The following is a 22,325-nucleotide window of genomic DNA, read 5'->3' as shown; positions in this document are numbered from 1 at the left end:
AAGCTCCTCAATTGCTCGCCTCGGCAACGGTACGGTCCGCCGCCAATTGCCTGACGATACGCCGTGCCGCGCCGAGAAACGACTTCAACTGTTCGGCGGGCCTCGCCTGGCGCGCCGCGGTACCGACCGCAAGGCCGGTGACCACCGGCCGCGGCTGGAAGGTCGCGGTTGCCGCCGCCAGCCGCGAGGCGACGAGGCGCTTCCGGCGCGCCTGATGCGGCTGCATCTTGATGATCTCGCCGATCGCCAGAGGCTGCGTCAGGATCGAGCCTGCAATCGTCGCTGCCGCGAGGAGCGCAGCCCCGGCGTCGGATCGCACCATCACCAGGCTCCGTCCCTCCGCTTCGTCGAAGCTCGGATAGCCCGAGGCGTCGCCGTACCACGCGTCGGCGCAGGCGATATCGGCGACGCCGCCGACTGCGTCGGGGCAGATCTTGCAGCGGAATTGGACTTCCTTCGACAGGATGTCGCCCCAGCTTGCGGCGTAACTCATGCGCGTCATCCGTCCATCGGTCTCGGTCGCGGTGGCATAGCCCGGCCAGCCGTCGCCACGATAGCGGAAGCTCGTCAACCGGGTCTTGTCGGCACCGAGATGGGCGAGGACCCGGTCGGTGCCGGCCTGGCTCGGGGTGCCGGCGCAGAAGAACGACAGCATCAGCGGCACCGCGGCGTCAATGCGAGGATCGAGCTTTGCCAGCTGGCGGAGCGCGCCGACGTCGCAGGGCTTGCCGATGAACACGAAGCGCCCGCCGCGCTCGACCTCGGCGACGATGCTGGCGAGCGGCGAGGCCGGGGCATAGCGTGAACCGGCGGCCTCGATGACCTGGGCCGGCGTGAGGCTGCGCTGCAGGCGGTTGAGGGTCGGGGCGGCTTCGTCCATCGCGACGTGGACGACGCGGTCGGCGATGCCGGTATCCAGCGCGTGGATTGCCAGCGCCGACAGGACACCGCCCGACGATCCGGCGTGGCGCACTTCCGGATCGGTGGCATTGCCGGTGTGGACGGCGAGATATGGGCCCCACAATGGATCGACGGCCATGTCGGTCCGCCACGGCGCGACGACCGATCCGGGACAGGCGAGGGCGATGCGGCGCTCGGCGTCGGGGGTGAGCGGTGCCGACTGCACTGGCCGGGCAAAGCCGGGTGGGCGCATCGTCATGGTGACCGCCGCGTCGCCGAGCGAGGCGCACAGGCCGCACCCCGAGCACAGCCGGCCGCGCACGACACGCTCGAGCGTCGGGGAGGCGTAGGCCGCGCTCACCGGATCGCTGCGGCGAAGCTGGTCGCGAGCTCGGCGACGTAGCGCTCCAGCCCGGCCTCGACGATCGGCTTGCCGCTCTCGATGTCGGCGGCGAGTTCGGCGCGGCGCTCGAAGGCGTCGAGGACGAAGGCCACGGCTTCCTCGGTGCTGTGGCCGCGCACGGGTACCAGCCAAGGATAGCCCAGGCCGCCGAACAGGCCCTCGAACTTGCGGCTGTACGAGATCGGCACGACCGGCACGCCGCTCGAATAGGCCGCGATGGTGGCGTGCATGCGGCCGCCGACGAGGAAGTCGAGGCCTGAGATGTACGATTTGGCCTCGCTCGGCCCCGCGAAGTCGGGGACGCGGACGACGCCCGGGTATTCGGCCGCGAGGCGGTCGGCGACGCGGCCGTCGTCCTCGTGGGACAGGGTCTTCGAATAGACGTGGCTGATCAGCTCGATCTGGACGTCGGGGCGAGCCGTGAAGGCCTTCAGGAGCGCGTGGGTCAGCGCCGTGTAGTCGACCTCGATGCCGAACTCGTTGTTGCCGGTGTGACCGCCGTTGAACAGCAGCCCGGAGACGTTTAGGCCAACGCGGAGCTTGCCGCTGGTGCCGCGCGGGGCGGGGTCGAAGGGCAGGGCGAAGGCGACGTCGACGACCTCGATGGTCCGTGCAGTCGGGGCGAGCCTGGCCATCGCCGCCATCGACAGTGGATCGCGCGCGAACACTGCCTCGGCATGGCGGCAGGCCCACGCCGCTACCGCGCTGTGCGGCTGGCGCGAGAACGGCCCGATGGTCTGCGGCGACAGGATCAGCGTCCGCCGGCGCAGGATCGTCAACAGCTTGCTGCCCCACATGTAGGCGAAGCGCTTGTCCGGATAGATGTCGGTAAAACTGTCGCCGGCCCCGATGTCGAGCATTACGTCGATCTCGCCGAGGTCGCGCCAGAACCCCTTGAGCGAGGTCATGTAGCGGCCGGTGATCGTGCGTGCGCCGACATCGGGGTCGGTGACGTAGAGCGCGCCGACTTCGCGGGTCCCGAAGATCATGAACTCGGGAAGCAGGCCGACGCGCGCCGCCGCCTTCGTGGCGAGGGCTATATTGCCGATCGTCAGCGCGCCGACGCCAAGGTTACCCGAGCGCGCCGAATGCCACAGCAGCCCGACGCGAATCCGCCGTGTCATGAATGCCGCTCCCGCCGCGGGATCAGGTCGGCGGCGGGGCTGCCGGCGCGGCCGTGGTTGGAGCGCTGCCGGTGGCTGCCGGCGCCGGGGTCGCGCCCGGCTTGGGTGGCGGCGGCGGCGCGGAGTAACCGGCGGCGTACTTGATGTTGGCCTTGGCGTCGTCGGTGAACTTCTTGAGGCTTGTCTGCAGGGCCTTCTGGACCTCGAGGCGCTGGAGCACCTGCTGGGCGAAGGCGATCGCCTTCTCGCCGATGAACGGCTCGGTGCGCGAACCGACGACATGGTTGGCGTACATCACCGGGGCCGGCGCGCCCTGCGGCTGGTCGGCGAAAACGAAGACCTCGTCCGGGTTGCGGGCGAGAATCTTGCCGATCTCGCCGGTCAGCTGCGGGTTCACCGTCAGCGCATCGTACTGCACGTTGGCGCGACGGAACTCGATCTTGGCGTTGGTCAGCACCGTGGCGACATCGCCCAGCGTCTTCGCCGGTGCGAGCGGCAGCGACGCGAGGTTGGCGGGCCTCAGGAACTGGATCTGGTCGAGCGTATAGATCTTGCGCTCGGCGAACAGCTGCGGGTTCTGTTCGATGAACTTCTGCGCCGCCTCGCGGGTCGTGCGGGGCACGGCCTTGGCGATGTCGCTCTGCAGTGCCTGGACGAGGAGGCCCTCGTCGACGCGCCGCTGCGCCAGCAGGAACTGCGGATTCTTGTCGAGACCGCGCTTGCGGGCGACGTCGGCGAGCATCTTGCGCTCGACGACCCGCTGCAGCGCGAACTGCTCGACCTGCTTCTTCGGTGCGTCGGGTGGCACGCGCAGCTGCTGGAGCTCGCCGTTGAGTTCGTGAACGGTGATGTCCTCGCCGTCGACGGTTGCCACGACCTGTCCGGTCGGAGCCTTGTTCTTGTCGTTGCACGCGCCCAGCAGGGCCAGCAGCGCAACGCTGCCGATCAGCCCCACTCGTTTCGTCGCCGCCCCCGGCCGTTTCATCGACATAGAACTCTCCCTCGTTATTGGCGCGGATAGACCGTGGCCGCGCGCCCGCGTCAACCTCTAAGCCCGAACAACGCGCGCGTCATCACTACCGCCTTGTCAGGTTGCCCACGCGCCACGCGCAACGCGATCTGCGCCGCCGCGACGCCCCAGTGGACGGGCAGCAGCCACGGCCGATGCCGCGCCACCAGTTTGAGCTTGGAGCGCATCAGGTAATATTCCGACAACAGGCTGCGGCCGCCCTTATCGCTCGACGAGCCGATCGAGCCGCCCTCCTTGTGGTATATGACGGCGCGGTCGGCGAAACCCGTAGCGAAACGCCCCCGGTTGCGCCACGACCAGTCCATCTCCTCGAAGTAGAGGAAATAGCTTTCCTCCATCAGCCCGACCGTCTCGAGGAACGCACGCGAGACAGCGAGCGAGGCCCCGAGGACGAAGTCGGTGTCGCGCGCGACGTCTGCGGCGTCGAAGGAGGCTTTCGCCGCTGTCCCGGCGCCGATCCCGGACGAGGTCCCGGTCCAGCGGTTGAAGCGGCTGCCGTTGAGCGCCTGGACCGTCTCCGGACGGTGATAAAAGCGCACGATCGTGCCGCAGATACCAATCTTCGGCGCACCGGACAGGTAGTCGAACAGCGCGACCGGAGCCGCGGGCTCGACGACGGTGTCGTTGTTGAGCAGCCAGAACGGCCCGATGTTCGGGTCGGCGAACAGGTGCCTCAGGCCGACGTTGTTGCCGCCGGCGAATCCCAGGTTGCTACCCGAGTCGATCAGGGTCAGCCATTCATCGCCGGCGTTCGACGGGTCGGGAACCGTCAGGCGACGGCAAGGAACGGGCTTGGCGCATGCCGGCTGGCTGAACCTGGCCATCTCGGGTTCTGCCGCCTCGGCCATTTGCTCACCCCGTGCCCACGCTTCGATGCGGTCCGCCGAGCCATCCGCCGACGCGTTGTCGACGACGACGACCCGGAAGTCCCCTGACGCCCGGCGCAGCGATTCAAGGCACTCGATGGTGTCGGCCCAGCGGTTCCAGTTGACCAGGACGATGCCCAGCCGTGCAGCTTTCATGCGCCACGGTTCCAGCCGTCGGCCTGCGACGGGCCCGAGACGGCGCGGATCATCTCGGCGGTGCGGAACAGGCGCGTGCGCGCGAGCATGCCGAGGCCACGGAAACGGTTCGATAGCCCGCTCAGCCGTTCCGAGACCAGCAGTTGAGCGCCGCTTACCGGGATCGATGCAGCGACGGCACCGGCGCGGGCGTACCATTTCCACATCGGCCGGCCGTGGCCGCGGTGCTCGGCGAGATCGTGCGCGACCTGTCGCCGCCACTTCGTCGCCAGGCTGTCGAAATCGGGTCGGGCCGGATGGTAGATCCGCATCGCGTCAACATAGCGGGCGGGCAAACCGAGGGCGCAGGCGCGCTGGCCCCAGTCGCGATCCTCCGCGATGCCGATGCCGCCGAACGGCCCGACCCGCGCGTGCACCGAGCGCCCCATCGCAAGATTGCCGGTGCCCGAAAACCGCAGTTTCCGAATGTACATCTTCTGGCGATACGCGAAGACTGCCTCGTAAGCCTCTGCTGGCGATAGGTTCCGAATGTCGCCGAAGTCGATGCGGACATCGCCGCCGACGACACTTTGTTCTGGATCGGGCTCGACCGCATCCACCGCAGCCTGCAGCCACCCGGCCTCGGCGCGGCAGTCGGCATCGATGAAGGCGAGCAGCGGGGCGGTGGTGGCAGCGACCCCGGTGTTGCGTGCCGGGCCCGGCCGGGGTGTTGGCTCGACGAGCAGGCGCACGTCCGGATAGGTAGCCAGTACCTCATGGGGCAGCGTGCGGGAGCCGTTGTCGACGACGACGACCTCGAACCAGCCGTGGTCGAGCTGCTGGCCCATGACCGACGCGAGGCAGCGCGCCAGCGCCTCGGGCTGGTTGAGGTGAGGAATGATCACGGCAACCCGGGGGCCGCCGCGCTCGTCCTTCACCGGCCCGTCGGCCATGACCCGATCAACCCCCCTGATGCGGTTCAGGCGGCGAGCTTAGCCATCGCGGCCGACATCAGCAGCAGCGACGAGACGCCTGGATACCGGTAGCGGAAGCGCGTCTCGGTCCCATCCTCGACCTCGAGCAGTTCGTGGGCGTGCGCAAAGTGCCGAAGGTCGCGCTCGATCGCCGAGTGGGGCAGGGCGCCCGCGAGTTCCGTGTGAACGTCGTCGACACTGAACCAGCCGTCCGCGGTACTGCCGGCGCGCGCTGCGCCGACCAGCAGCGGCCACTGCGCCCGCGCATCGTCGCGCGCCAAAATGGTCTGGATGCGGCGCGGTAGCGAGGCGTTCCAGTCGGTCAGGACGCGCTCGACCGCGGCCCGGCCGTGGACACCGTCGACGGTCGACTTGCCGGATTCGAGTGCGACCATGCCGGCGCGGTGGCCGAGCAGGCGGACGAGGTAGGGCGAGCCGCCCGCCATCGTTGAGATCATGTCGACGGCGTCGTTGTCGTACGACAGCTCAGCCGCTTCCTCGCCCAAGGCCAGTACCGAGCGCACTTCGCCCGAGGTTAGCGGGCGCATCGGCAGTCCGATGATGTTGCGTCGAATCGACGGCGCGTAGCCGACCAATTCGTCGAGGTTCTGGGCGACGCCGGTGAGCACCAGCTGGACCCGCGCGGCGCGGTCGGAGAGGTTCTTGATGAGCTCGGCGACGTCGCGGCGAAAGCCCGGGTCGAGAACGCGATCGTACTCGTCGAGGATCAGCACGACACGGGTGCCGACGACGTCCGCGAAAAGATCGCTGACCTCGCGCGGACCAAACTCGTTGGCTGGCAGCAGGCTGTCGAAGGTCGCCGCCGCATCGTTGTCGACCGAGGTCGGCAGCACGGCGCGGTGGTACAGCATCGGAATCTTGGAGGCGAAGGCGCGGAACATCGTGTCGAAGCGCGCCTCGGTCCCGCAACTGCCATAGACCACCAGGTAGCGGGCCTCGCGTGCCGTGTCCGCGAAGACGTGGACTAGGCTGGTCTTGCCGATACCGCGCTCACCGTAGACGACGACGTGGACGCGCTGTTGCTCGATGGCGGCAATCAGTTGCGCGAGTGCATCGTGGCGCCCGGCAAAGCGCTCGCGAGCGACGACCGGCTGCGAGGCACCAAGCGCATCGCGGAGCGCCAGGCGCCGGCGGGCCAGCACCGGCTCGCCGCTGGACTCGATGTCGTCGGACGCGGTCGCGGCAAAGCGCGGCAGCTCGGCGGTCGGACGCTGGTTGGCCGGTTCCCGCCACAGTGCATCGAGAAACGCGGGACGCTGGCGCAGCTTCGGGTCGATAGCGGCAAACGGCGTGCCGCGGGGCGCATCGGCCGTGTCGTCCTCGGTGCGGCCACCGCGCGACCAGCGCTTCCAGATCATCGTAACTCTTTCATGTCGGCAGTTCTCCCGCGCTGATAGTCTGGAATGATACGTAAATACCACACCAAAGCTGCACGAACGATGACTGCCCAACCTCCGATGGTTGCCGCGCCGCGCCCCGCCATGCTAACGCCGATCGTCATGAAGCGCGCTGCAGTGCTCGCGACGAGACGAGACGAAGACGCGACGACACAACAGGGGCATGGGCTTGCTAATCGTCAAATGGACTAGGGTCGGCGGCGCGGCAACGACGCTGTTTCTGCTGGCAACGGTCGTGCCGACCGGCACCGCCGCGCAGAGTTCGTCGTCCGACGATCGTCCCGCCCGGACCTCGACCTCGGTGTCCCCGATCGACGGGCAGGGGTTCCGGATCGGCGCGTCGTTGCGCAGCTATTACGACAGCAACATCCTGCGCCTCGGCAACGGATTTACCCCTGAGCCGGGCCGGTCGAAGGCGGATTTCCGCTTCACGCCGTCCGTCGAGGTAGCGGCCGGCCAGCCCGTTGGACGCCAGCAGCTGTTCATCGGCGCGTCGCTTGGCCGCGACATCTACGCCAAGAACTCGAAGCTCGACCGCAACCGCTACTCGGTCGGCGGCGGCGCGATTCTGCGGGCCGGACGCGCCTGCACCGGCAGCATCACCGGCGAATACAAGCGGCGCCAGTCGCTGCTGTCGGAAAGCTCGGTCAGCCGGGACAATACCCAGGAGATCATCGACTACGGCGCGGTGGCGGACTGCGCGCCGTCTTCGGGCATCGGCTTCGGCGGCAGCGCCAACCGGTCGGTGACCAACAACCAGAATCCCGACCGCCGGGTGCAGGATGCGCGCGAGACGAATCTCGACGCTCACCTGAACTTCGGCGCCCCGGCCATCGGAACCTTCTCGGCCGGTGTCGCGGTGTCGCGCTTCAACTATCCGAGGCGGAGCCTGTTCACGCCCGATGGGAACGGTGGCGTCATGCAGACGACCGACAAGCTCAACCTGTATTCGGCGCGCATCGGCTATTCGCGCGCTGTCGGCTCGCGGTTGAGTCTCAACGCCTCGGGATCGTACGTAAAGGTCAAGCCGAAGCCCGATAATGTCCTGAACCTCGTCCAGGACGACAGCGGCAACATCGTCACCATCCTGTCGCCCCGCGCCGGATACAGCGGCCCAAGCTACAATCTCGCGGTCGACTATCACCCCGGTGGACGACTGAGCGCGCAGCTCAGTGGCGGTCGCAACATCACCTCGTCGCCCAACGTCGCGGCCCGGCTGGATATTCACGACGACCTCGGCCTGATCATCAACTACCGGATCGGCGCGGCGATCACGACGAGCATCGGCGCCAACTACGATCGCCGGCAGTACAAAGGTGGTTTCGCCACCGTCGAGGAGCCATTCGCCCGCAAGCGCGACTCGACGAAGCGCGTGTTCGCCCAGGCGTCGTTCCAGCCGCGCCCGCTCTACGGCATCGACTTCGAGGTCGGACACGAGAACCGCAGTTCGAATCCGTCGCTTTATAATTTCAGCAGTACCTCGGGGTCGGTGACGCTCCGGGTCAAGTTCGGGAGAGGCTGATGCGCTTGCTCAACGTGATGGCGCGCTGGTTGATTGCCATGCTGATGGCCGGGTTGGCGGCAACCCTGCTGACTCTGCCGGCCGCGGCCCAGACCACGACCGGGACTGCCAAGCCCGCGGCCGCGTCGGCGACTGCCACGGCAGCCACGACCACGACCGACCGCGCCTATGTGCTCGGCGCGGACGATACGATTTCGGTGACCGTCTACGGCCAGTCGGATGCCGGTGTGCAGACCCGCATCAAGCCCGATGGCACGATCGTTATGCCGCTCATCGGCAACGTCCAGGCGGCGGGCCAGACCGTGGTCAGCCTTGCCGACCTCATCACCAAGAAGTTGGTGGCCGGCAACTACTTCAAGTCTCCCGTCGTCAACGTCGAGGTCGGTGCATTCGCCAGCAAGACCGTCAACGTCGCCGGCAAGGTCGGCCAGCCGGGTGTTTATCCGCTCGACCGAACCTATCACGCCCTCGAAGTCCTGTTGAAGGCCGGCTGGGTCAAGGACCAAGGTGCGAACTACGTCTTCCTGCGCCGCGCCGACAACAAGGAGATCCGCCTCGAGACCGAGGCGCTGGTCCGCGGTGCCGCCGACCAAGACCCGATCCTGCTGCCGGGGGACACGCTATACGTTCCCGACGCCGACACCTTCTTCATCACCGGCCAGATCGCCAAGCCCGGCACGATGCCCGTGCTGCCCGGGCTCACCGTCCGGCAGGCGCTGGCGATGGCAGGCGGTGTCACCGCGACCGGGAACGGCAAGAAGATCGGCCTGTTCCGCGCCGGCTCCACCGACAAGAAGGCGACGATCCCGCTCGATGCCCTCGTTCAAAAGGGCGACATCCTGGTGATCAAGGAGCGTCTGTTCTGAGGCACCGCACGTATAGCGCTGATGACGGCGGTCGTTTCACCGTGTATGCGCGGGCAAGCAGAAGTCGGCGCCCGTTGCAGTGGGCGAGCGGAGCCAAGATTTCATGAGTTTGATTCAGTTCCTGCGCATTCTCATCGCCCGGCGGTGGATCATCCTGGGCTGCTTCCTCAGCGTGACCGTCATCGCGATGGCAGTCGCGTCGCGCCTGCCCGAGCGCTACCCCGGTGCTGCGCGCGTCATGATGGACGTGATCAAGCCCGATCCGGTCAGCGGTGCCGTCATCGCGACCCAGTTCGTGCGCGGCTACACGAAGACCCAGACTGAGCTGATCAAGGACTACCGCGTCGCTGGTGAGGTCGTCGACAAGCTCGGCATCGCCACCCGACCGGAAGCGATCGCCGAGTTCAACGCCAAGTCCGACGGTTCGACTGATATCCGGCGCTATTTTGCGCAGAAGGTCATCGACCACACCGATGCCAAGCTCGTCGAGAACAGCAACATTCTCGAGATCACCTACGAAGCTGCCAATCCGATGGTCGCCAAGAACACCGTCAGCGCGATCCGCGACGCTTTTATCGACGCCAGCCTGCGCTTCCGGACCGACTCCGCCGGCCGCACCGCCGACTGGTATCGCCAGCAGGCCGAGAAGGCCCAGGTATCGCTGGTCGCCGCCGAAACCACCAAGTCGAACTTCGAGCGCGCCAACGGCCTCGTCATGGGTGCGGGCGGCGTCGATGCCGAGACCGCCAAGCTGCAGGGCCTGCAGTCGGCGCTGCTGTCGGCGCGAAGCTCTGCCGGCCAGCAGGACTTCCAGCTTGCCCAGACGATGGGCAATTCGGGCATGGTCGAAAGCTTGAAGATGCAGCTTGCTGCCGCCGACGAGCAGATCCAGTTGGCGGGAGAGCGCCTCGGTTCGGCCAACCCGAACTATCAGGCCCTGCTGCAGCGGCGGACCTTGCTCCAGCGCCAGCTCGCCAAGGAGACCGCGGTGTCGCGGGCGACCGGCGGCAGTGCCCAGTCGGCGTCGCGTCGCAACGTCGCCGAACTCGAGAGCGAGTATAACGCCCAGAAGGCCAAGGTCTTGTCGTCGAAGGACAAGCTCGACAAGCTCGGCGCCCTGCAGCGCGAGGTCGACCTGCGCCGCTCACAGTACGAGCGAGCCGCCGCCCGCACCGCTGACCTCAAGCTCGAGGCCGACGTCGACGAGACTGGCCTGGTGCCGCTCGGCGCGGCGGTCTCCAGCGGTTCGCCGTCGTTCCCGAACATTCCGATGATCGCATTGCTGTCCGCATTCGGTGGCTTGGCGCTCGGGCTGATCGCGGCGATCGGGGTCGAATTGCTCGGTCGACGGGTTCGCGGCAGCGAGGACCTGATCGCCGCGGCGAAGGTGCCGGTCCTGGCGATCATCGCCGATGCTGCACGCTCGCCGTTCCGCGACTGGGTGCGCAAGCGCCTGACCCGCCGGCGCAACAACGACGCCCTGCTACCGGCGCAATAAGGCAAAGAACCTGTGGATAGCGATAGTCAAATGCCGCGCGTCGACGACGGCCGCGCCGACGCCGATGCACCGATTCGCGATGCGCTGCAGCGGCTTGGCCTGCTCACCGACGAGGAAGTCGCGCGGGTCGAAGCACACCAGGCCGAGCGCAACCTGGACTTCGACCAGGCTGCGCTCGAACTCGGCTTCATCGGTTCCGATGAACTGGACCGCGCGCGCGAGCAGCTCATCAACAGCCTTGCGCTGCAGGGTGACTACCGCAGCGCCGTCTCCGACGAGATCATCGTGCTCAGCGATCCGGGCAGCGCCAAGGCAGAGGCGATCCGCCTGCTGCGGACACAGATCATCGCCCAACATATCAAGCCCGGCCGCCGCGCGCTGACGCTGATCGCGCCCGTGGCGGGTGCAGGGTGCAGCTTTCTCGCCGCCAATCTCGCAGCTGCTCTGTCGCAGATCGGTACCAAGACGCTGCTAGTGGACGCGAACATGCGCAGCCCGCGCATCGACCAGATCTTCGGCATCGACCCGCAGACACCCGGCCTGTCGAACTATCTGTCGCTCCAGGTCGCGCGGCCTGAGCGGGTGGTCAGCGCCAACGTGCTGCCGAACCTGTCGGTGATGACCGCTGGCCAGCCGGTGGCGAGGCCGCAGGAGCTGCTGTCGAGTGCACGCTTTCGCGACGGCATGAACATGCTGCTGCGCGAGTACGACATCGCGCTGTTCGATACCCCGCCCGCGAACACCAGCGCCGATGCGCTGACGGTCGCTGCGGCGGTCGGGCACTCGCTGATCGTCGCCCGTCGCGACAACACGTTTGTCAGCGACGTCGCGACGCTCGCCGACCAGCTCAAGGCCGCGCGCTGCGCGGTCATCGGCTCGGTGTTGAGCGAATTCTGAAGATGGCGACACTCGCTCCTTCGCCAAGTCCGGTATCCCCGAGCCCCGCGCGTAGCCGCATTTGGCCTCAAGTCAGCGCGCACTGGTTGTTGCTGGCTGGGTTCCTCGCGACGCTGGTGCCGACGCTGGGAGCACTGGGCGCCGGTCCGTGGTCGACCGAGTCGGGGGTTCATGGTCCGCTCGTCGTGGCGACCGGGATCTGGCTGGTGATCCGCCGGATGCCGCAGATCCGCGCCCTGGCAAAACCCGGCAGCCTCGGCCTCGCGATTGCGGTGCTGGTGCCCGCGGTAGCGCTTTACATCTTCGGGCGCGCCTATGATTTCATCAGCATCGAGGTCGCCGCGCTGATGCTTGCCTTGCTCGCCATCGCCTACGCCTACGTTGGGGCAGCTGTGCTGCGCATGATGTGGTTCCCGATCTTCTACCTCGGCTTCGTCATCCCGCTGCCCGGCTGGCTGCTCGACCAGGTCACGGCGCCGCTCAAGTTACTGGTTTCGCAAGTGGTCACCAACGGCCTCGGCATGGCCGGCTACCCGGTCGTGCGGGTCGGCGTGACGATCTTCGTCGCCCAATATCAACTCCTCGTGGAGGACGCCTGTGCCGGCCTCAACTCGCTGATAAGCTTGTCGGCGATCGGACTGTTTTACGTCTACATCCTGCGCAACACGAACTGGCGCTACTCGATGCTGCTGCTCGCGCTGGTCGTGCCGATCGCGATCGCGGCAAACTGCGTGCGTGTCGCGGCGCTGGTGCTGCTGACCTATTATTACGGCGATGCGGTCGCGCAGGGCTATCTCCACGAGTTTGCCGGCATGGTGACCTTCACCTCGGCACTCCTGCTGCTGTTCCTCGTCGATGCGCTGCTAACCCCAGTGCGAAACCGCCTCGCACAGCCCGGCGATGGAATTCCGACATGATCTCTCGCCGCGATGCCGTCTTCGGGGGCGGGCTGCTGGTGGCGGCTGCCGGTGCCGCCGCGTTGACCCCGCGCCACCACGTCGTGCTGCTCGGCCCAGGCCAGGAGCTCGCGAACATGGTGCCCAAGCGGTTCGGCAAGTGGGATACGGTTCCGTCGGACCAATTCGTGCTTCCCAAGACACCGGGCAGTCTCAGCGACCGGTTGTACAACCAGACCCTGACGCGGCTCTACCAGTCCAGCACGTCGCTTCCGGTGATGATGGTGATGGCCTACGGCCAGACCCAGAACGACACGCTCCAGCTGCACCGGCCCGAGACCTGCTACGCCGCAGTCGGCTTCCAGATCTCCGGATCGGAAGTCGCTGCGGTCGGCCTCGGCAACCACGCTTCACTGCCGGTTCGCGAGCTAATTGCTTCGACCGACACCCGCGTCGAGCCGATCGTCTACTGGACCCGGATCGGCGACACCCTGCCGACGACCGGCAGCGAGCAGCGCGTTGCCAAGCTCGAGCAGCAATTCGCGGGCATAATTCCCGACGGCATCCTGGTTCGACTCTCGACCGTCGCGCCGGCGGAACCCGCGACGTTCCAGGCTCTGCGCGAGTTTGGGGCAGCGCTGGTCGCCGCGGTCGCACCTGCGAATCGTCCGGTCCTGGTCGGGCACACCCTCAGCAACCGAATGCTGCGCGGTTAGCCGGATTCCGGGATCAGCGACGTGCCGACGGAGCGACCATACTCGAAGCCGGCCGAAGCGATGCAGGGGCTATTGAGTGCCCAGACCATCGAACGGCTTGAGCACCACCCAGATGAAAGCCAGCGTCGCCACGAACAGCGCAACTGCCCCGGCGTGGTAAAGGTTGCTCTCCAGCCGCAGCGCTTCGTTGCCGATGTAATTGGTCCCCGCGCAGCCGACGGCAGCGACCAGATACTGCCACAACTCGTCGCGAGCCTCGCCCTGCGAGCGCTGCAGGAAAAGCACCACCAGCCCCGCGAAAACCACCATCGTCGCCCAGTCGTAGACAGTCTGCAATGCGATCGTCCCCGGTTGCTTGTCGCGTCGAGTTCCGTATACCGCAAAGTCTCTACCAAGCTACTCCCATTGGTTGATCGTAATTCGCAACCAGGGGCGAGTAAAACGTCAATATTGACCGGGCATATGCGCCGCAAATCGCTGATCCAGCCAGAGGCCGCCCCGACTCCATGAACGACCTGAGTTTCCCTCCCGACGCGGTCGAGGCTGCTGCCCCGGGCCGGCAGGGATTGCCGCTCGACGTCGTCGTCTGGACGGTGCGCATTGTCGAATTCGTCGTCGTCATCGGGTCGGGCCTGCTCTCCATCGGCTGGTTCCTCGACGTCCAGACCGCCAGCCAGATCAGCGGCTATCACCGCGTCGTTGCGATGGCCGCGCTGTCGTTCGCGGTGCTCGCGGAGACCGTCGGCTGCTATGACATCGACGCGCAATTCTCGCTGCGCCGGGCCTGGCAGCGGGTTGTCTCGAGCTGGGTTGCGACGGCGCTGTTCATGCTCACCCTGGGCTTCCTGCTCAAGGCTTCGGACCAGGTTTCGCGGGCTTGGGTGATCGGCTGGTTCGCGTCGGGCGGAACCGCGCTGCTGGCGACCCGCGGCATGATGACGGTGTGGGTCCGCCGGCTCAAGCGCCGGGGCATCTTCGATCAGCGCGTCGCGATCTTCGGCGCGGGCTCGCAGGGCGCGCGACTGGCGCATTACATCCAGACCCACGACAAGCTGACGATCTCGCTCGTCGGCTTCTATGACGATCGCCGCGATGGCCGCGTCCCGGCGGTTGCATCGGGCCTGCCTGTGCTCGGCAACATCGCGGCACTGATCAGCCGCATCCGGACCGGCGATATCGACCAGGTCATCGTCGCCCTGCCGTGGTCCGCCGATATCCGCCTCCAGCAGATCGTCTCGCAACTCGCACTGACGCCGGTGCGAATCCGCCTCGCGCCCGATCTGGCGAGCTTCGCCTTCGCCTCGCGACCGGTCGTGCTGCTCGGCGAGATGCCGGTGATGACGCTGTTCGAGCGCCCGATCTCGGGAATGGACGCATGGCTGAAGGCGGCCGAGGACCGGCTGCTCGGGGCCATCGCGCTGATCGTATCGCTGCCGGTCATGCTGCTCTGCGCAATCGCGATCCGCCTCGAATCCCCGGGGCCGATCCTGTTCCGCCAGCCGCGCGAGGGGTTCAACAACCGTCCCTTCCACGTCTACAAATTCCGCTCGATGTACCACGGCCGGCAGGAGGTCGAGAACATCCAGCAGGCCCGGCGCCGCGACCCGCGTGTTACGCGTGTCGGTCGCGTCATGCGTGCGCTCAGCCTCGACGAGCTGCCGCAGCTGTTCAATGTGTTGCAGGGCAACATGTCGCTGGTCGGACCGCGCCCGCATGCGGCCTCGACCCGTGCCGGCGGCAAGCTGTTCTCCGACGTCGTGCTGAGCTATGCCGCGCGCCACAAGGTCAAGCCCGGCATCACCGGCTGGGCCCAGGTCTGCGGCTGGCGCGGCGAGACCGACACCGAGGACAAGCTCGTCAAGCGGTTCGAGCACGACCTCTATTACATCGAGAACTGGTCGATCTGGTTCGACCTGTACATCATGTTGCGAACCGGCGTGGCGTTGCTCGTGCCCCGGAACGCATTTTGAGCTTGCCGGACTGGCTGCTCGGCCGGCGGCTGACGCCAGCCGACCTGACCGCCGATGGCAACGCCTTCACGGCGTTGCGCTGGCTTCTCGCGACGTCGGTGATGTTCTCGCACGGCTGGGACCTGACCCAGTACCGGGCGGGGCTCGATCCGAGCGTGCCGATCATCGGCATCCCGATCAGCGGACTCGCGGTGTTCCTGTTCTTCAGCCTCAGCGGATTCCTGGTCACCGGCAGCCTGGTTAAACGAGGCGCGCGCGACTTCGCCCTCGCCCGCGCGCTCCGGCTCGTCCCCGGCTTGTGGGTGATGCTGCTGGTTACCACCCTCGGACTCGGTGCGGTTTTGGGCACGTTGCCGTTCGCGCGCTTCGTCACCGATCCGCAGACCTGGCTGTACGTGGCGCGCAATGCCTCGCTGTTGGTGTCGGACTACAAGCTGCCAGGCGTGTTCGAGAATCTTCCGGTCGCGGGTGTCAACGGTTCGCTGTGGACGATCCCACAGGAGGTGCGCTGCTACATCGTGCTCGGCGTGCTCGGCGCCGTCGGCGCACTGCGGTCACGCCGGTGGGTCGCCCTCGCGCTGATCGTGCTGATCCTCATCCATCTGGTCGTCCCGCTTGATCTGGTCCCGGTGCTCGACCGGCCGCGCCGCCTTGCGGTCTCCTTCGCCTTGGGCGTGGTCGCCTACCAGTGGCGGGATGATCTGCGCTGGTCGTGGCCGCTGGCACTCGCGGGGGTCGTGGCGGCGCTCGCCCTGGTCCGCGCGCCGGTGCCGGAGACGGTCGGCTTGTTCGGGCTGCAGCTGTCGTTCGCTTACGTGACCGGCGTTGCCGCGTTCCGCGCACCGGCGTGGCTGACCGCGATCAGCCGCCGGCTGCCGGACTATAGCTACGGTATCTACATCTACGCGTTTCCGGCCCAGCAGGCGGCTCAGGCGCTTGGCTACGGGACGACGCCGATGGCCAATATTGGGCTGGGATTCTTGATCCTCCTGCCGTTTGCAGCGGCATCCTGGCACCTCATCGAAAAGCCGGCGCTGGGGCTCAAACCAAGATTTACACGCGTAACGGGTCCGAAACTGTCGGATAACTTTACACTCGATCAAACCGGTCCTTCCGGCTCCGTAAAGAAAACAGTCGCTTAAAGTCGTTTCAGACTTGGCACGATGTTTGCTTCTAAATTGTAAACAGGATTCGGGGCTTCACGGATCCTTTACAGGCTCGCGACCGGTTCAACCGGTCGGGTTTAGGGAGACGTTAATGTTCGTGCTCAAGTTGCTAGCCACCGCTGCCCTTACGGTCGGGACGATCGTTGCTGCTGCAACGCCCGCGCAGGCGGTCATGGTGACCTTTGCACAGTATCAGGCAATCGGCACGGTCTCGAACATCCGCTGGACCAATAGCGGTGCCAACGGCGTCAACGGCACCGGTGGACACCTCTTCACGGTCGCCAACGCAAATGCGACGTCGGTCGTCGCCACCCGCAACGTCAGCTTCTCGTTCCTGCAGCCGTCGATCTCGCCGTTCGTGACCAACGTTGTCGCGGGCTTCACCTTGGATGCGACCACTCCGTCGGGTAGCATCGCGACGCTCAACTCCGGTTTCCTCATTCAGCCCGGCATCTCGGGGAGCTTCAGCTTCGTGACGACTGCGCCGATCACCATCGGCGCGACAACCTACGCGATCGGCTCCAACCTGCTTCACGGTGTCTTCACCAACTCGGCGGTCTTCGGTTCGCGCAACGGCTCGTCCGGCGGGTTCTCGGGCTCGAGTTCGGCGACGACATCGATCGTCTACACCTCGGACTTCCTGACGTTCGATCCGGCATCGACACTCGACTTCTCGCTGTCGCTGACGTCGATCCTGTCGGTCGTCCAGGCCACCCCGACGAACGGCGACCCGCTGCACGCGCTGCGCAGCTTCCGTGCGCTCAGCACCGGCAGCTTCTCGTCCGATCCGGCGCCGACCGCCGCGGTCCCTGAGCCCGCCGTATGGGGCATGATGATCGTCGGCTTCGGTATTGTTGGCGTCCAGTCCCGCCGCCGCACTCGTCGCGCCGTCGCGGCCTAGGGCTGCCGGGCGCGGTCAATCGAGAGCCGCCGGCGCCAGGCAATTCACGAACACGCGAAGAGCGCGTCCCTCGGGGCGCGCTCTTTCGTTCGTGTCGATGGGGGCTCCACCCGAAGCTGGCTAGCCGAGCCGTTTTGCGGTCAGGATGCGAACCGGCGCAACGATCATCTGGCCCTTCATCGCACCGGTGCCCGCCGTCGGCGACACCGGAGCCGCCAGGATCTTCTGGACCACATCCATGCCCTCGACGACATGCCCAAAGGCGGCAAAGCCCGGATCCTTACCCGCCGGATAGCTGTCGGGCTGCGCGTTCAGCGATGGGATGTCGCCAGCAAGAATAAAGAAGTCCCCGGTGGCGGTCCCAGGTGCGGCCCGGGCCATCGAGATCGTGCCGTCGGTGTGCAGGATGCCGGTCTTCGAGGTCGGCTCATGCGCGATCGGCTTCAGCGAGCGCTTCGGATCTCCGCGCACGCCGCCCTGAATGAGCCCGATACCGGGCGCGAGGTTGAGGGCGCGGTAGAAATTGGTGCCGTCCAGGCGCTTTTCCGTCACGTAACGCAGGAAGTTCGTAGCAGTGACCGGCGCCCGCTCGGTCTCGACCGCGATGACGATCTTGCCGACCGTGGTCTGCAGCACCACTCGCGTCGTTGCATAGACATGGGTTGGTGGCGACGGAGGTAGCGGTGCGGGCAGGGCGGCGGATGCGGGGTTCGGCGTCGCCTCCTGTGCCGTAGCGCCTCCCAGCGCCAACGCGGCGACGGCCGAGGCCAACAATGACGTTATCGTGCGGCGGTTCATCATGCTGGGCAGCCTAGCTGAAATCCGCCATGCTGCGCCACCGCCGTCCATCGGGATTCCATGATGCCGCTCCTCCGAACCGCAACGCTGATTTTCGGCGTCCTCGCGATCCTGTCCGGCGTGCTGTTCATGGCACAGGGCAGCGGTGTCTTCCCATATCCAAGATCGAGCTTCATGATTGCCCAATCGGGCTGGATCTGGCGTGGCGCAGTGGTTGCGCTGTTCGGGGCAGCGCTCGTGCTCGCCTCGCGCCGACTGCCGCGCTGACCGCAGCCGCAGCGGAACCCGAATTTTGACGGCCACGCCCGACCTCCTGCCCGGCCTGACCATCGGTGCCGCGCTCGTCGCGATCACCGCGCTTGCCGATGCGGGGTCGGGACGGCTGCGGCTGCCGCACTCCATCCTGCTCGTCATCGTCGGTGTCGCGATCAGCCTGATCCCCGGGGTGCCGACGGTGTCGATCGATCCCGACGTCGTGCTGCTGCTGATGCTGCCGCCACTGCTTTATTCGGCGGGCGTCGGCATGAGCTGGCGCGGTTTCCGTGACAACCTGCGGCCGATCCTGCTGCTGGCGATTGGCTGCGTCCTGTTCACCGCCGTCGTCGTCGCCGCGGTCGCGCATTATCTGTTCGGCATGTCGTGGGCCGTCGGGCTGGTGCTCGGTGCCGTCGTATCGCCGCCCGACGCGATCGCGCCGATGGCGATCGCGCGCCGCCTCAACATGCCCGAGCGCCTGCTCACCATTCTGGAAGGGGAGGGCCTGGTCAACGATGCGACGGCGCTGATCCTGTTCAGTTTCGCGGTCGCGGCGGTCGTCGCCGGCGGCGTCTCGGTCACGGCGGCGCTTGGCAGTTTCGCGATGATCGTCGGCGGCGAGCTCGTTTGGGGGCTTGCTATCGGCTGGGCGATGCTGCGTGTCCGCCGCTGGGCGCGCAACCCGCAAGCCGAGATCATGCTGGCGCTGCTGACGCCCTATTTCGCCTTCTGGCTGCCGCACGCGCTCGGCGGCTCGGGCGTCCTCGCGGCGGTCGCAGCGGGGCTCTACACCAGCTGGACCGGCCCACGCCTGATCGCACCGGCGACCCGCCTCCAGGGCTATTTTGTCTGGGGCCTGACCACCCACGGCATCGAGGGCATCCTGTTCCTGCTGACCGGCATGCAGGCGCACACAGTCATCGCGGGCCTGGCGGGCGGCGGCTGGGTGCGACTGGCCGAGGCCGGCGTCGTGATCAGCCTGCTGGTCATCGTGGTCCGCTTCATCTGGGTGTTTCCCGCGACCTACCTGCCGCGGGTCCTGTTCGCGAGCATTCGTCGCCGCGAACCCCATCCGCCGTGGGGGTATCCCTTCGTCGTCGGCTTCACCGGCATCCGCGGTGTCGTCTCGCTGGCGGCGGCGTTGTCGATCCCGGTGACGGTCGGCGGCGCGCCGTTCCAGGAGCGCGGCCTGATCCTGTTCGTCACCTTCTGCGTGATCATCGTCACCCTGGTCGGGCAAGGCTCGCTGTTGCCGTGGGTGATCATCCGGCTCGGCCTCAACAATGCCGGGGAAAAGGAAGCGGCGGACGCCAAGGCGCGCGAGGTCCAGGCTCGCATCGCCGGCGTCGAGGCGGTGCTCGCGGAACTCGACAATTGCGAGCGTCTCGGTGCGCCGTCGGGGGCTGTGGCGAGCCTGCGCCAGCGCCACGAGACTCGCCTCGCCGAATACCGCGGCACCGCCGACGATACCATCGACGGCAGCCCGGTCGCTGAGGATGCCAACGTCCAGGCCCGGCTGATCAACGCCGAGCGTCGCGCCGTCGCCGGCGCTTATGCCAGGGATGCGATTACCGACGACGCCCGCCGCCGCATCGAGCGCGAGCTCGACCTCGAGGATGCTCGCAACCGCCACGCGCTGGAAAGTGCCACGGGCGACCGGATGGCCGACCCGGAGTCTGAGACCGAGAGCGGCTAGCGCCCCGTGAAAGCGCCCACGCGCCGCTCGGTGACGGCGCGAACGCCCTCGGCGAAGTCGGTCGTGGCCATCAACCGAGCTTGTTGGGCAAGCTCGTGACGCGTCTGGCCTTGGAAGGCTTCGACAAGCCCGGCACGGAGGGTGGCGCGGGTCGCCTCGACGGCGAGCGGTGCATTCTCGGCGATTTCGGCGGCGAGTGCCTGCGCCGCCGCGACGAGTTCGGTCCCCGACGCCACGACGTCGACAAGACCCCAGGCCAGCGCCTCGTCGGCTTTGATCCGACGACCGGTCTGGAGCATCAGCCCGGCGCGCTGGACGCCAATGGCGCGGGGCAGGGTGTGGGTAATGCCGAAGCCGGCGTGGAAGCCGAGCTTGACGAAATTTGCGGTGAACCGCGCTTCGGGTGATGCGACGCGGAAGTCGGCGACCAGCGCGAGACCGAGTCCGGCGCCGACAGCGGCGCCCTGGACCGCGGCAATGATCGGCTTGCGGGTGCCGAACAGTCGCGCCGCCTGTCCGTAGAAGGGCGCAAGCCCAGCTTCGCCGCCACTGAGCAGCCCGTCCGGCGACGCGAGGTCAGCGCCGCCGCAGAACACCTTGCCCGCGGTCGTCAGCACGACCGCTCGGCAGCGCTCATCGGCATCCAGGGTGGCGAGCGTGTCGGCGAGGGCGGTCATCACCTCGAGGTTGACGTGATTGTGCGGCGGTCGGTCGAGCAACACCGTCGCGACGTGCCCGTCAATCGTCCACGTCACTGCGCCAGCATCGCTCATTTACGTGTTCCCAGCAGGTTGCGTGCGACCACCCAGCGATGGATCTCGGTCGGGCCGTCGTAGATTCGCATGGTCCGCAGCTTCGATGCCATCAGATGCAGCGGCAGCTCGCGGGTCATGCCCATGGCGCCGTGGAGCTGCATGGCGCGGTCAACGATCGTCCACGCCATCTCGGTCGCGTCCGCCTTGATCATCGAGATTTCGAGCCGGACGTCGCGTCCCTCGTCGAGCTTCCAGGCACAATCGTAGGTCATCAAGCGCGCCGCGTGGATGCGGGTCGCGGCCTCGGCGATCCAGTTCTGGACACCGCCACGCTCCGACAATGGCTGGCCGAAGGTGGTGCGCTGTGGCGCGTACTCGATCATCATCTCGAGCGCGCGCTGTGCCATGCCGAGCGACCAGGCCGCCATCTCCATGCGGCGCGTACCGAGCCTGAGCTGCATCGGCGCGAAGCCCGAACCCTCCGTGCCAAGCAACTTCCAGCCTTCGACCCGGCAATCCTCGAGCGCGACTTCGTAGGTAACGTGGCCGCCGACCATCGGGATCGGGCGGAGTACGTTGAAGCCCGGCGTGCCGCGGTCAACGAGGAATGCCGACATGCCGCCACGGGCGCCGCGCTCGCGGTCGGTGACCGCGATGACGATGGTGAAGTCGGCCTCCGCGGCGCGGGTGATCCAGATCTTGCGGCCGTTGAGGATCCAGTCGTCGCCGTCGCGCACGGCCCGGGTCAGCATACCGGCGGGGTCCGAGCCGGCACCGGGCTCGGAGATCCCGATCGCCGAGATCGTCTCGCCGCGGGCGTAGGGCGCCAGATAGGCCTCGCGCTGGCGATCGGTGACGGTCGCGGCCAACATCCGCAGGTTCGGCGAGTCGGGTGGGATCGTGTACGGCGTGATCGTCCGGCCCAGTTCCTCGTTGACCGCGACCATCGCGACTGCGGGCATGTCGGAGCCGCCAACGTCCTCGGGTGCATCGAGGCCCCAGAGGCCAAGGTCGCGCGAGCGTGCGTCGACGCGGGCAAGGTCGGCTGGGGGAAGTTCGATACTTTGACCCGCCGCCTCGCGCGCCAGCGTCGCGGCCTCGAGCGGCAGCAACTCGTCGGTCACGAAGCGCGCGACCAGGTCCTTGAGCATCCGGTGCTCTTCAGAAAGTTCGAAGTTCATGTGGACCTGCGCATCAAATGTTGACCCCTACGGGAGGGATCGTGGTTTCAAATTTTCCAGCAAAATCAACGCTGCGAAGGTCGCCCGACTAACCGATTGCAGCTCCTCGTAGCACCTTCGTTAGCTGCTGGTCGAACGGATTCGACGGTGTTTGGAAGTCAACTGACCGAGAGTTGGCCCGCACCGCCTCAATTTATCGAGCCATCCTTCCTCGGACCAAGGCCGCCTCCATTCAGCAGATCCCACCACCACGACTCGTCGCCGCAGGTTTTACGATCTAAGGTCAGCCCGCCGGTATCTCGCTAATGGCTCTTAACCGCCAGATAACCGACAGCGAAGGTGGGGTGGTCACCAACGC

21 protein-coding genes are annotated in these 22,325 nt (G+C 67.0%); 11 read left to right on the top strand and 10 right to left on the bottom strand.

Features of this window, described 5'->3' with window-relative positions; translation table 11 throughout:
- Positions 1-7 precede the first annotated feature (7 nt).
- The 6 genes from KX816_10250 to KX816_10225 are packed head-to-tail and all read right to left on the bottom strand — an operon-like array spanning position 8 to position 6,811.
- Entirely contained in the window at positions 8-1,261 is a 1,254-nt protein-coding gene (locus KX816_10250; GenBank protein QXQ08304.1) for a Coenzyme F420 hydrogenase/dehydrogenase, beta subunit C-terminal domain, read from the bottom strand.
- On the bottom strand, positions 1,258-2,427 hold the full coding sequence (locus KX816_10245; protein QXQ08303.1) for a polysaccharide pyruvyl transferase family protein: 1,170 nt from the start codon (positions 2,425-2,427) through the stop codon (positions 1,258-1,260). Before KX816_10245 ends, KX816_10250 begins: the two co-directional genes overlap by 4 nt.
- Before the next feature lie 22 nt (positions 2,428-2,449).
- The gene (locus tag KX816_10240) at positions 2,450-3,418 is read right to left on the bottom strand and encodes a hypothetical protein (protein ID QXQ08302.1); all 969 of its coding nucleotides are present in this window, start codon (positions 3,416-3,418) and stop codon (positions 2,450-2,452) included.
- A 50-nt stretch (positions 3,419-3,468) separates the two neighbouring features.
- Positions 3,469-4,479, bottom strand: a complete 1,011-nt coding sequence (locus KX816_10235) for a glycosyltransferase family 2 protein (protein QXQ08301.1) — start codon at positions 4,477-4,479, stop codon at positions 3,469-3,471.
- A complete protein-coding gene (locus KX816_10230; GenBank protein ID QXQ08300.1) occupies positions 4,476-5,411 on the bottom strand; it encodes a glycosyltransferase in 936 nt (311 codons plus the stop codon). The genes KX816_10235 and KX816_10230 overlap by 4 nt, the downstream gene beginning before the upstream one ends.
- A 26-nt stretch (positions 5,412-5,437) precedes the next feature.
- Positions 5,438-6,811: an AAA family ATPase gene (locus KX816_10225; protein QXQ08299.1), complete on the bottom strand. Its 1,374-nt coding sequence runs from the start codon at positions 6,809-6,811 to the stop codon at positions 5,438-5,440.
- A 202-nt stretch (positions 6,812-7,013) separates the two neighbouring features.
- Between KX816_10225 and KX816_10220 the strand changes: the two genes are divergently transcribed.
- The 6 genes from KX816_10220 to KX816_10195 all read left to right on the top strand — a co-directional run bounded on the left by KX816_10220 (position 7,014) and on the right by KX816_10195 (position 13,245).
- Positions 7,014-8,372 carry an outer membrane beta-barrel protein gene (locus KX816_10220; GenBank protein QXQ08298.1) on the top strand — a complete coding sequence of 453 codons (1,359 nt, stop codon included), beginning with the start codon at positions 7,014-7,016 and terminating at the stop codon, positions 8,370-8,372.
- Positions 8,372-9,238 (top strand): polysaccharide export protein, encoded by an 867-nt coding sequence (locus KX816_10215; GenBank protein QXQ08297.1) that lies wholly within the window; start codon positions 8,372-8,374, stop codon positions 9,236-9,238. The genes KX816_10220 and KX816_10215 overlap by 1 nt, the downstream gene beginning before the upstream one ends.
- A gap of 103 nt (positions 9,239-9,341) precedes the next feature.
- Positions 9,342-10,736: an exopolysaccharide biosynthesis protein EpsF gene (locus KX816_10210; protein ID QXQ08296.1), complete on the top strand. Its 1,395-nt coding sequence runs from the start codon at positions 9,342-9,344 to the stop codon at positions 10,734-10,736.
- Positions 10,737-10,766: 30 nt separating this feature from the next.
- Positions 10,767-11,633 carry a P-loop NTPase gene (locus KX816_10205; GenBank protein ID QXQ08295.1) on the top strand — a complete coding sequence of 289 codons (867 nt, stop codon included), beginning with the start codon at positions 10,767-10,769 and terminating at the stop codon, positions 11,631-11,633.
- Positions 11,634-11,635: 2 nt separating this feature from the next.
- Complete coding sequence (gene xrtV, locus KX816_10200; GenBank protein ID QXQ08294.1) at positions 11,636-12,550, top strand: exosortase V; 915 nt, start codon at positions 11,636-11,638, stop codon at positions 12,548-12,550.
- Positions 12,547-13,245: an EpsI family protein gene (locus KX816_10195; GenBank protein ID QXQ08293.1), complete on the top strand. Its 699-nt coding sequence runs from the start codon at positions 12,547-12,549 to the stop codon at positions 13,243-13,245. The genes xrtV and KX816_10195 overlap by 4 nt, the downstream gene beginning before the upstream one ends.
- A 69-nt stretch (positions 13,246-13,314) precedes the next feature.
- Here the strand turns inward: KX816_10195 and KX816_10190 are convergent, their stop codons facing one another.
- Positions 13,315-13,581: a hypothetical protein gene (locus KX816_10190; GenBank protein QXQ08292.1), complete on the bottom strand. Its 267-nt coding sequence runs from the start codon at positions 13,579-13,581 to the stop codon at positions 13,315-13,317.
- Between the two features lie 170 nt (positions 13,582-13,751).
- On the opposite strand from KX816_10190, the gene KX816_10185 reads away from it, so the two are divergent.
- The 3 genes from KX816_10185 (at position 13,752) to KX816_10175 (ending at position 17,282) form a co-directional block, all read left to right on the top strand.
- Positions 13,752-15,215, top strand: coding sequence for an undecaprenyl-phosphate glucose phosphotransferase (locus KX816_10185; protein ID QXQ08291.1), 1,464 nt, complete (start codon positions 13,752-13,754; stop codon positions 15,213-15,215).
- Positions 15,212-16,357 carry an acyltransferase gene (locus KX816_10180; GenBank protein QXQ08290.1) on the top strand — a complete coding sequence of 382 codons (1,146 nt, stop codon included), beginning with the start codon at positions 15,212-15,214 and terminating at the stop codon, positions 16,355-16,357. The genes KX816_10185 and KX816_10180 overlap by 4 nt, the downstream gene beginning before the upstream one ends.
- A 196-nt stretch (positions 16,358-16,553) precedes the next feature.
- Complete coding sequence (locus KX816_10175; GenBank protein ID QXQ08504.1) at positions 16,554-17,282, top strand: PEPxxWA-CTERM sorting domain-containing protein; 729 nt, start codon at positions 16,554-16,556, stop codon at positions 17,280-17,282.
- Between the two features lie 120 nt (positions 17,283-17,402).
- Here KX816_10175 and KX816_10170 read toward each other — a convergent pair whose 3' ends face one another.
- Complete coding sequence (locus tag KX816_10170) at positions 17,403-18,080, bottom strand: peptidylprolyl isomerase (protein QXQ08503.1); 678 nt, start codon at positions 18,078-18,080, stop codon at positions 17,403-17,405.
- A 63-nt stretch (positions 18,081-18,143) separates the two neighbouring features.
- On the opposite strand from KX816_10170, the gene KX816_10165 reads away from it, so the two are divergent.
- Together KX816_10165 and KX816_10160 are read left to right on the top strand one after the other, a co-directional pair.
- The gene (locus KX816_10165; protein ID QXQ08502.1) at positions 18,144-18,347 is read left to right on the top strand and encodes a hypothetical protein; all 204 of its coding nucleotides are present in this window, start codon (positions 18,144-18,146) and stop codon (positions 18,345-18,347) included.
- 25 nt (positions 18,348-18,372) lie between these two features.
- Positions 18,373-20,031 carry a Na+/H+ antiporter gene (locus KX816_10160; protein ID QXQ08289.1) on the top strand — a complete coding sequence of 553 codons (1,659 nt, stop codon included), beginning with the start codon at positions 18,373-18,375 and terminating at the stop codon, positions 20,029-20,031.
- Here the strand turns inward: KX816_10160 and KX816_10155 are convergent.
- Both KX816_10155 and KX816_10150 read right to left on the bottom strand, forming a co-directional pair.
- Complete coding sequence (locus KX816_10155; GenBank protein ID QXQ08288.1) at positions 20,028-20,804, bottom strand: enoyl-CoA hydratase/isomerase family protein; 777 nt, start codon at positions 20,802-20,804, stop codon at positions 20,028-20,030. The genes KX816_10160 and KX816_10155 overlap by 4 nt on opposite strands.
- Complete coding sequence (locus KX816_10150) at positions 20,801-21,967, bottom strand: acyl-CoA dehydrogenase family protein (GenBank protein ID QXQ08287.1); 1,167 nt, start codon at positions 21,965-21,967, stop codon at positions 20,801-20,803. The genes KX816_10155 and KX816_10150 overlap by 4 nt, the downstream gene beginning before the upstream one ends.
- Positions 21,968-22,325: the final 358 nt, after the last annotated feature.

The sequence above is a fragment of the Sphingosinicellaceae bacterium genome (genome assembly GCA_019285715.1).
In the GTDB taxonomy this organism is placed as follows: domain Bacteria; phylum Pseudomonadota; class Alphaproteobacteria; order Sphingomonadales; family Sphingomonadaceae; genus Glacieibacterium.
The sequence above is the reverse complement of the archived record's forward strand: the minus strand, read 5'-3'. Positions and strand labels throughout refer to the sequence as shown.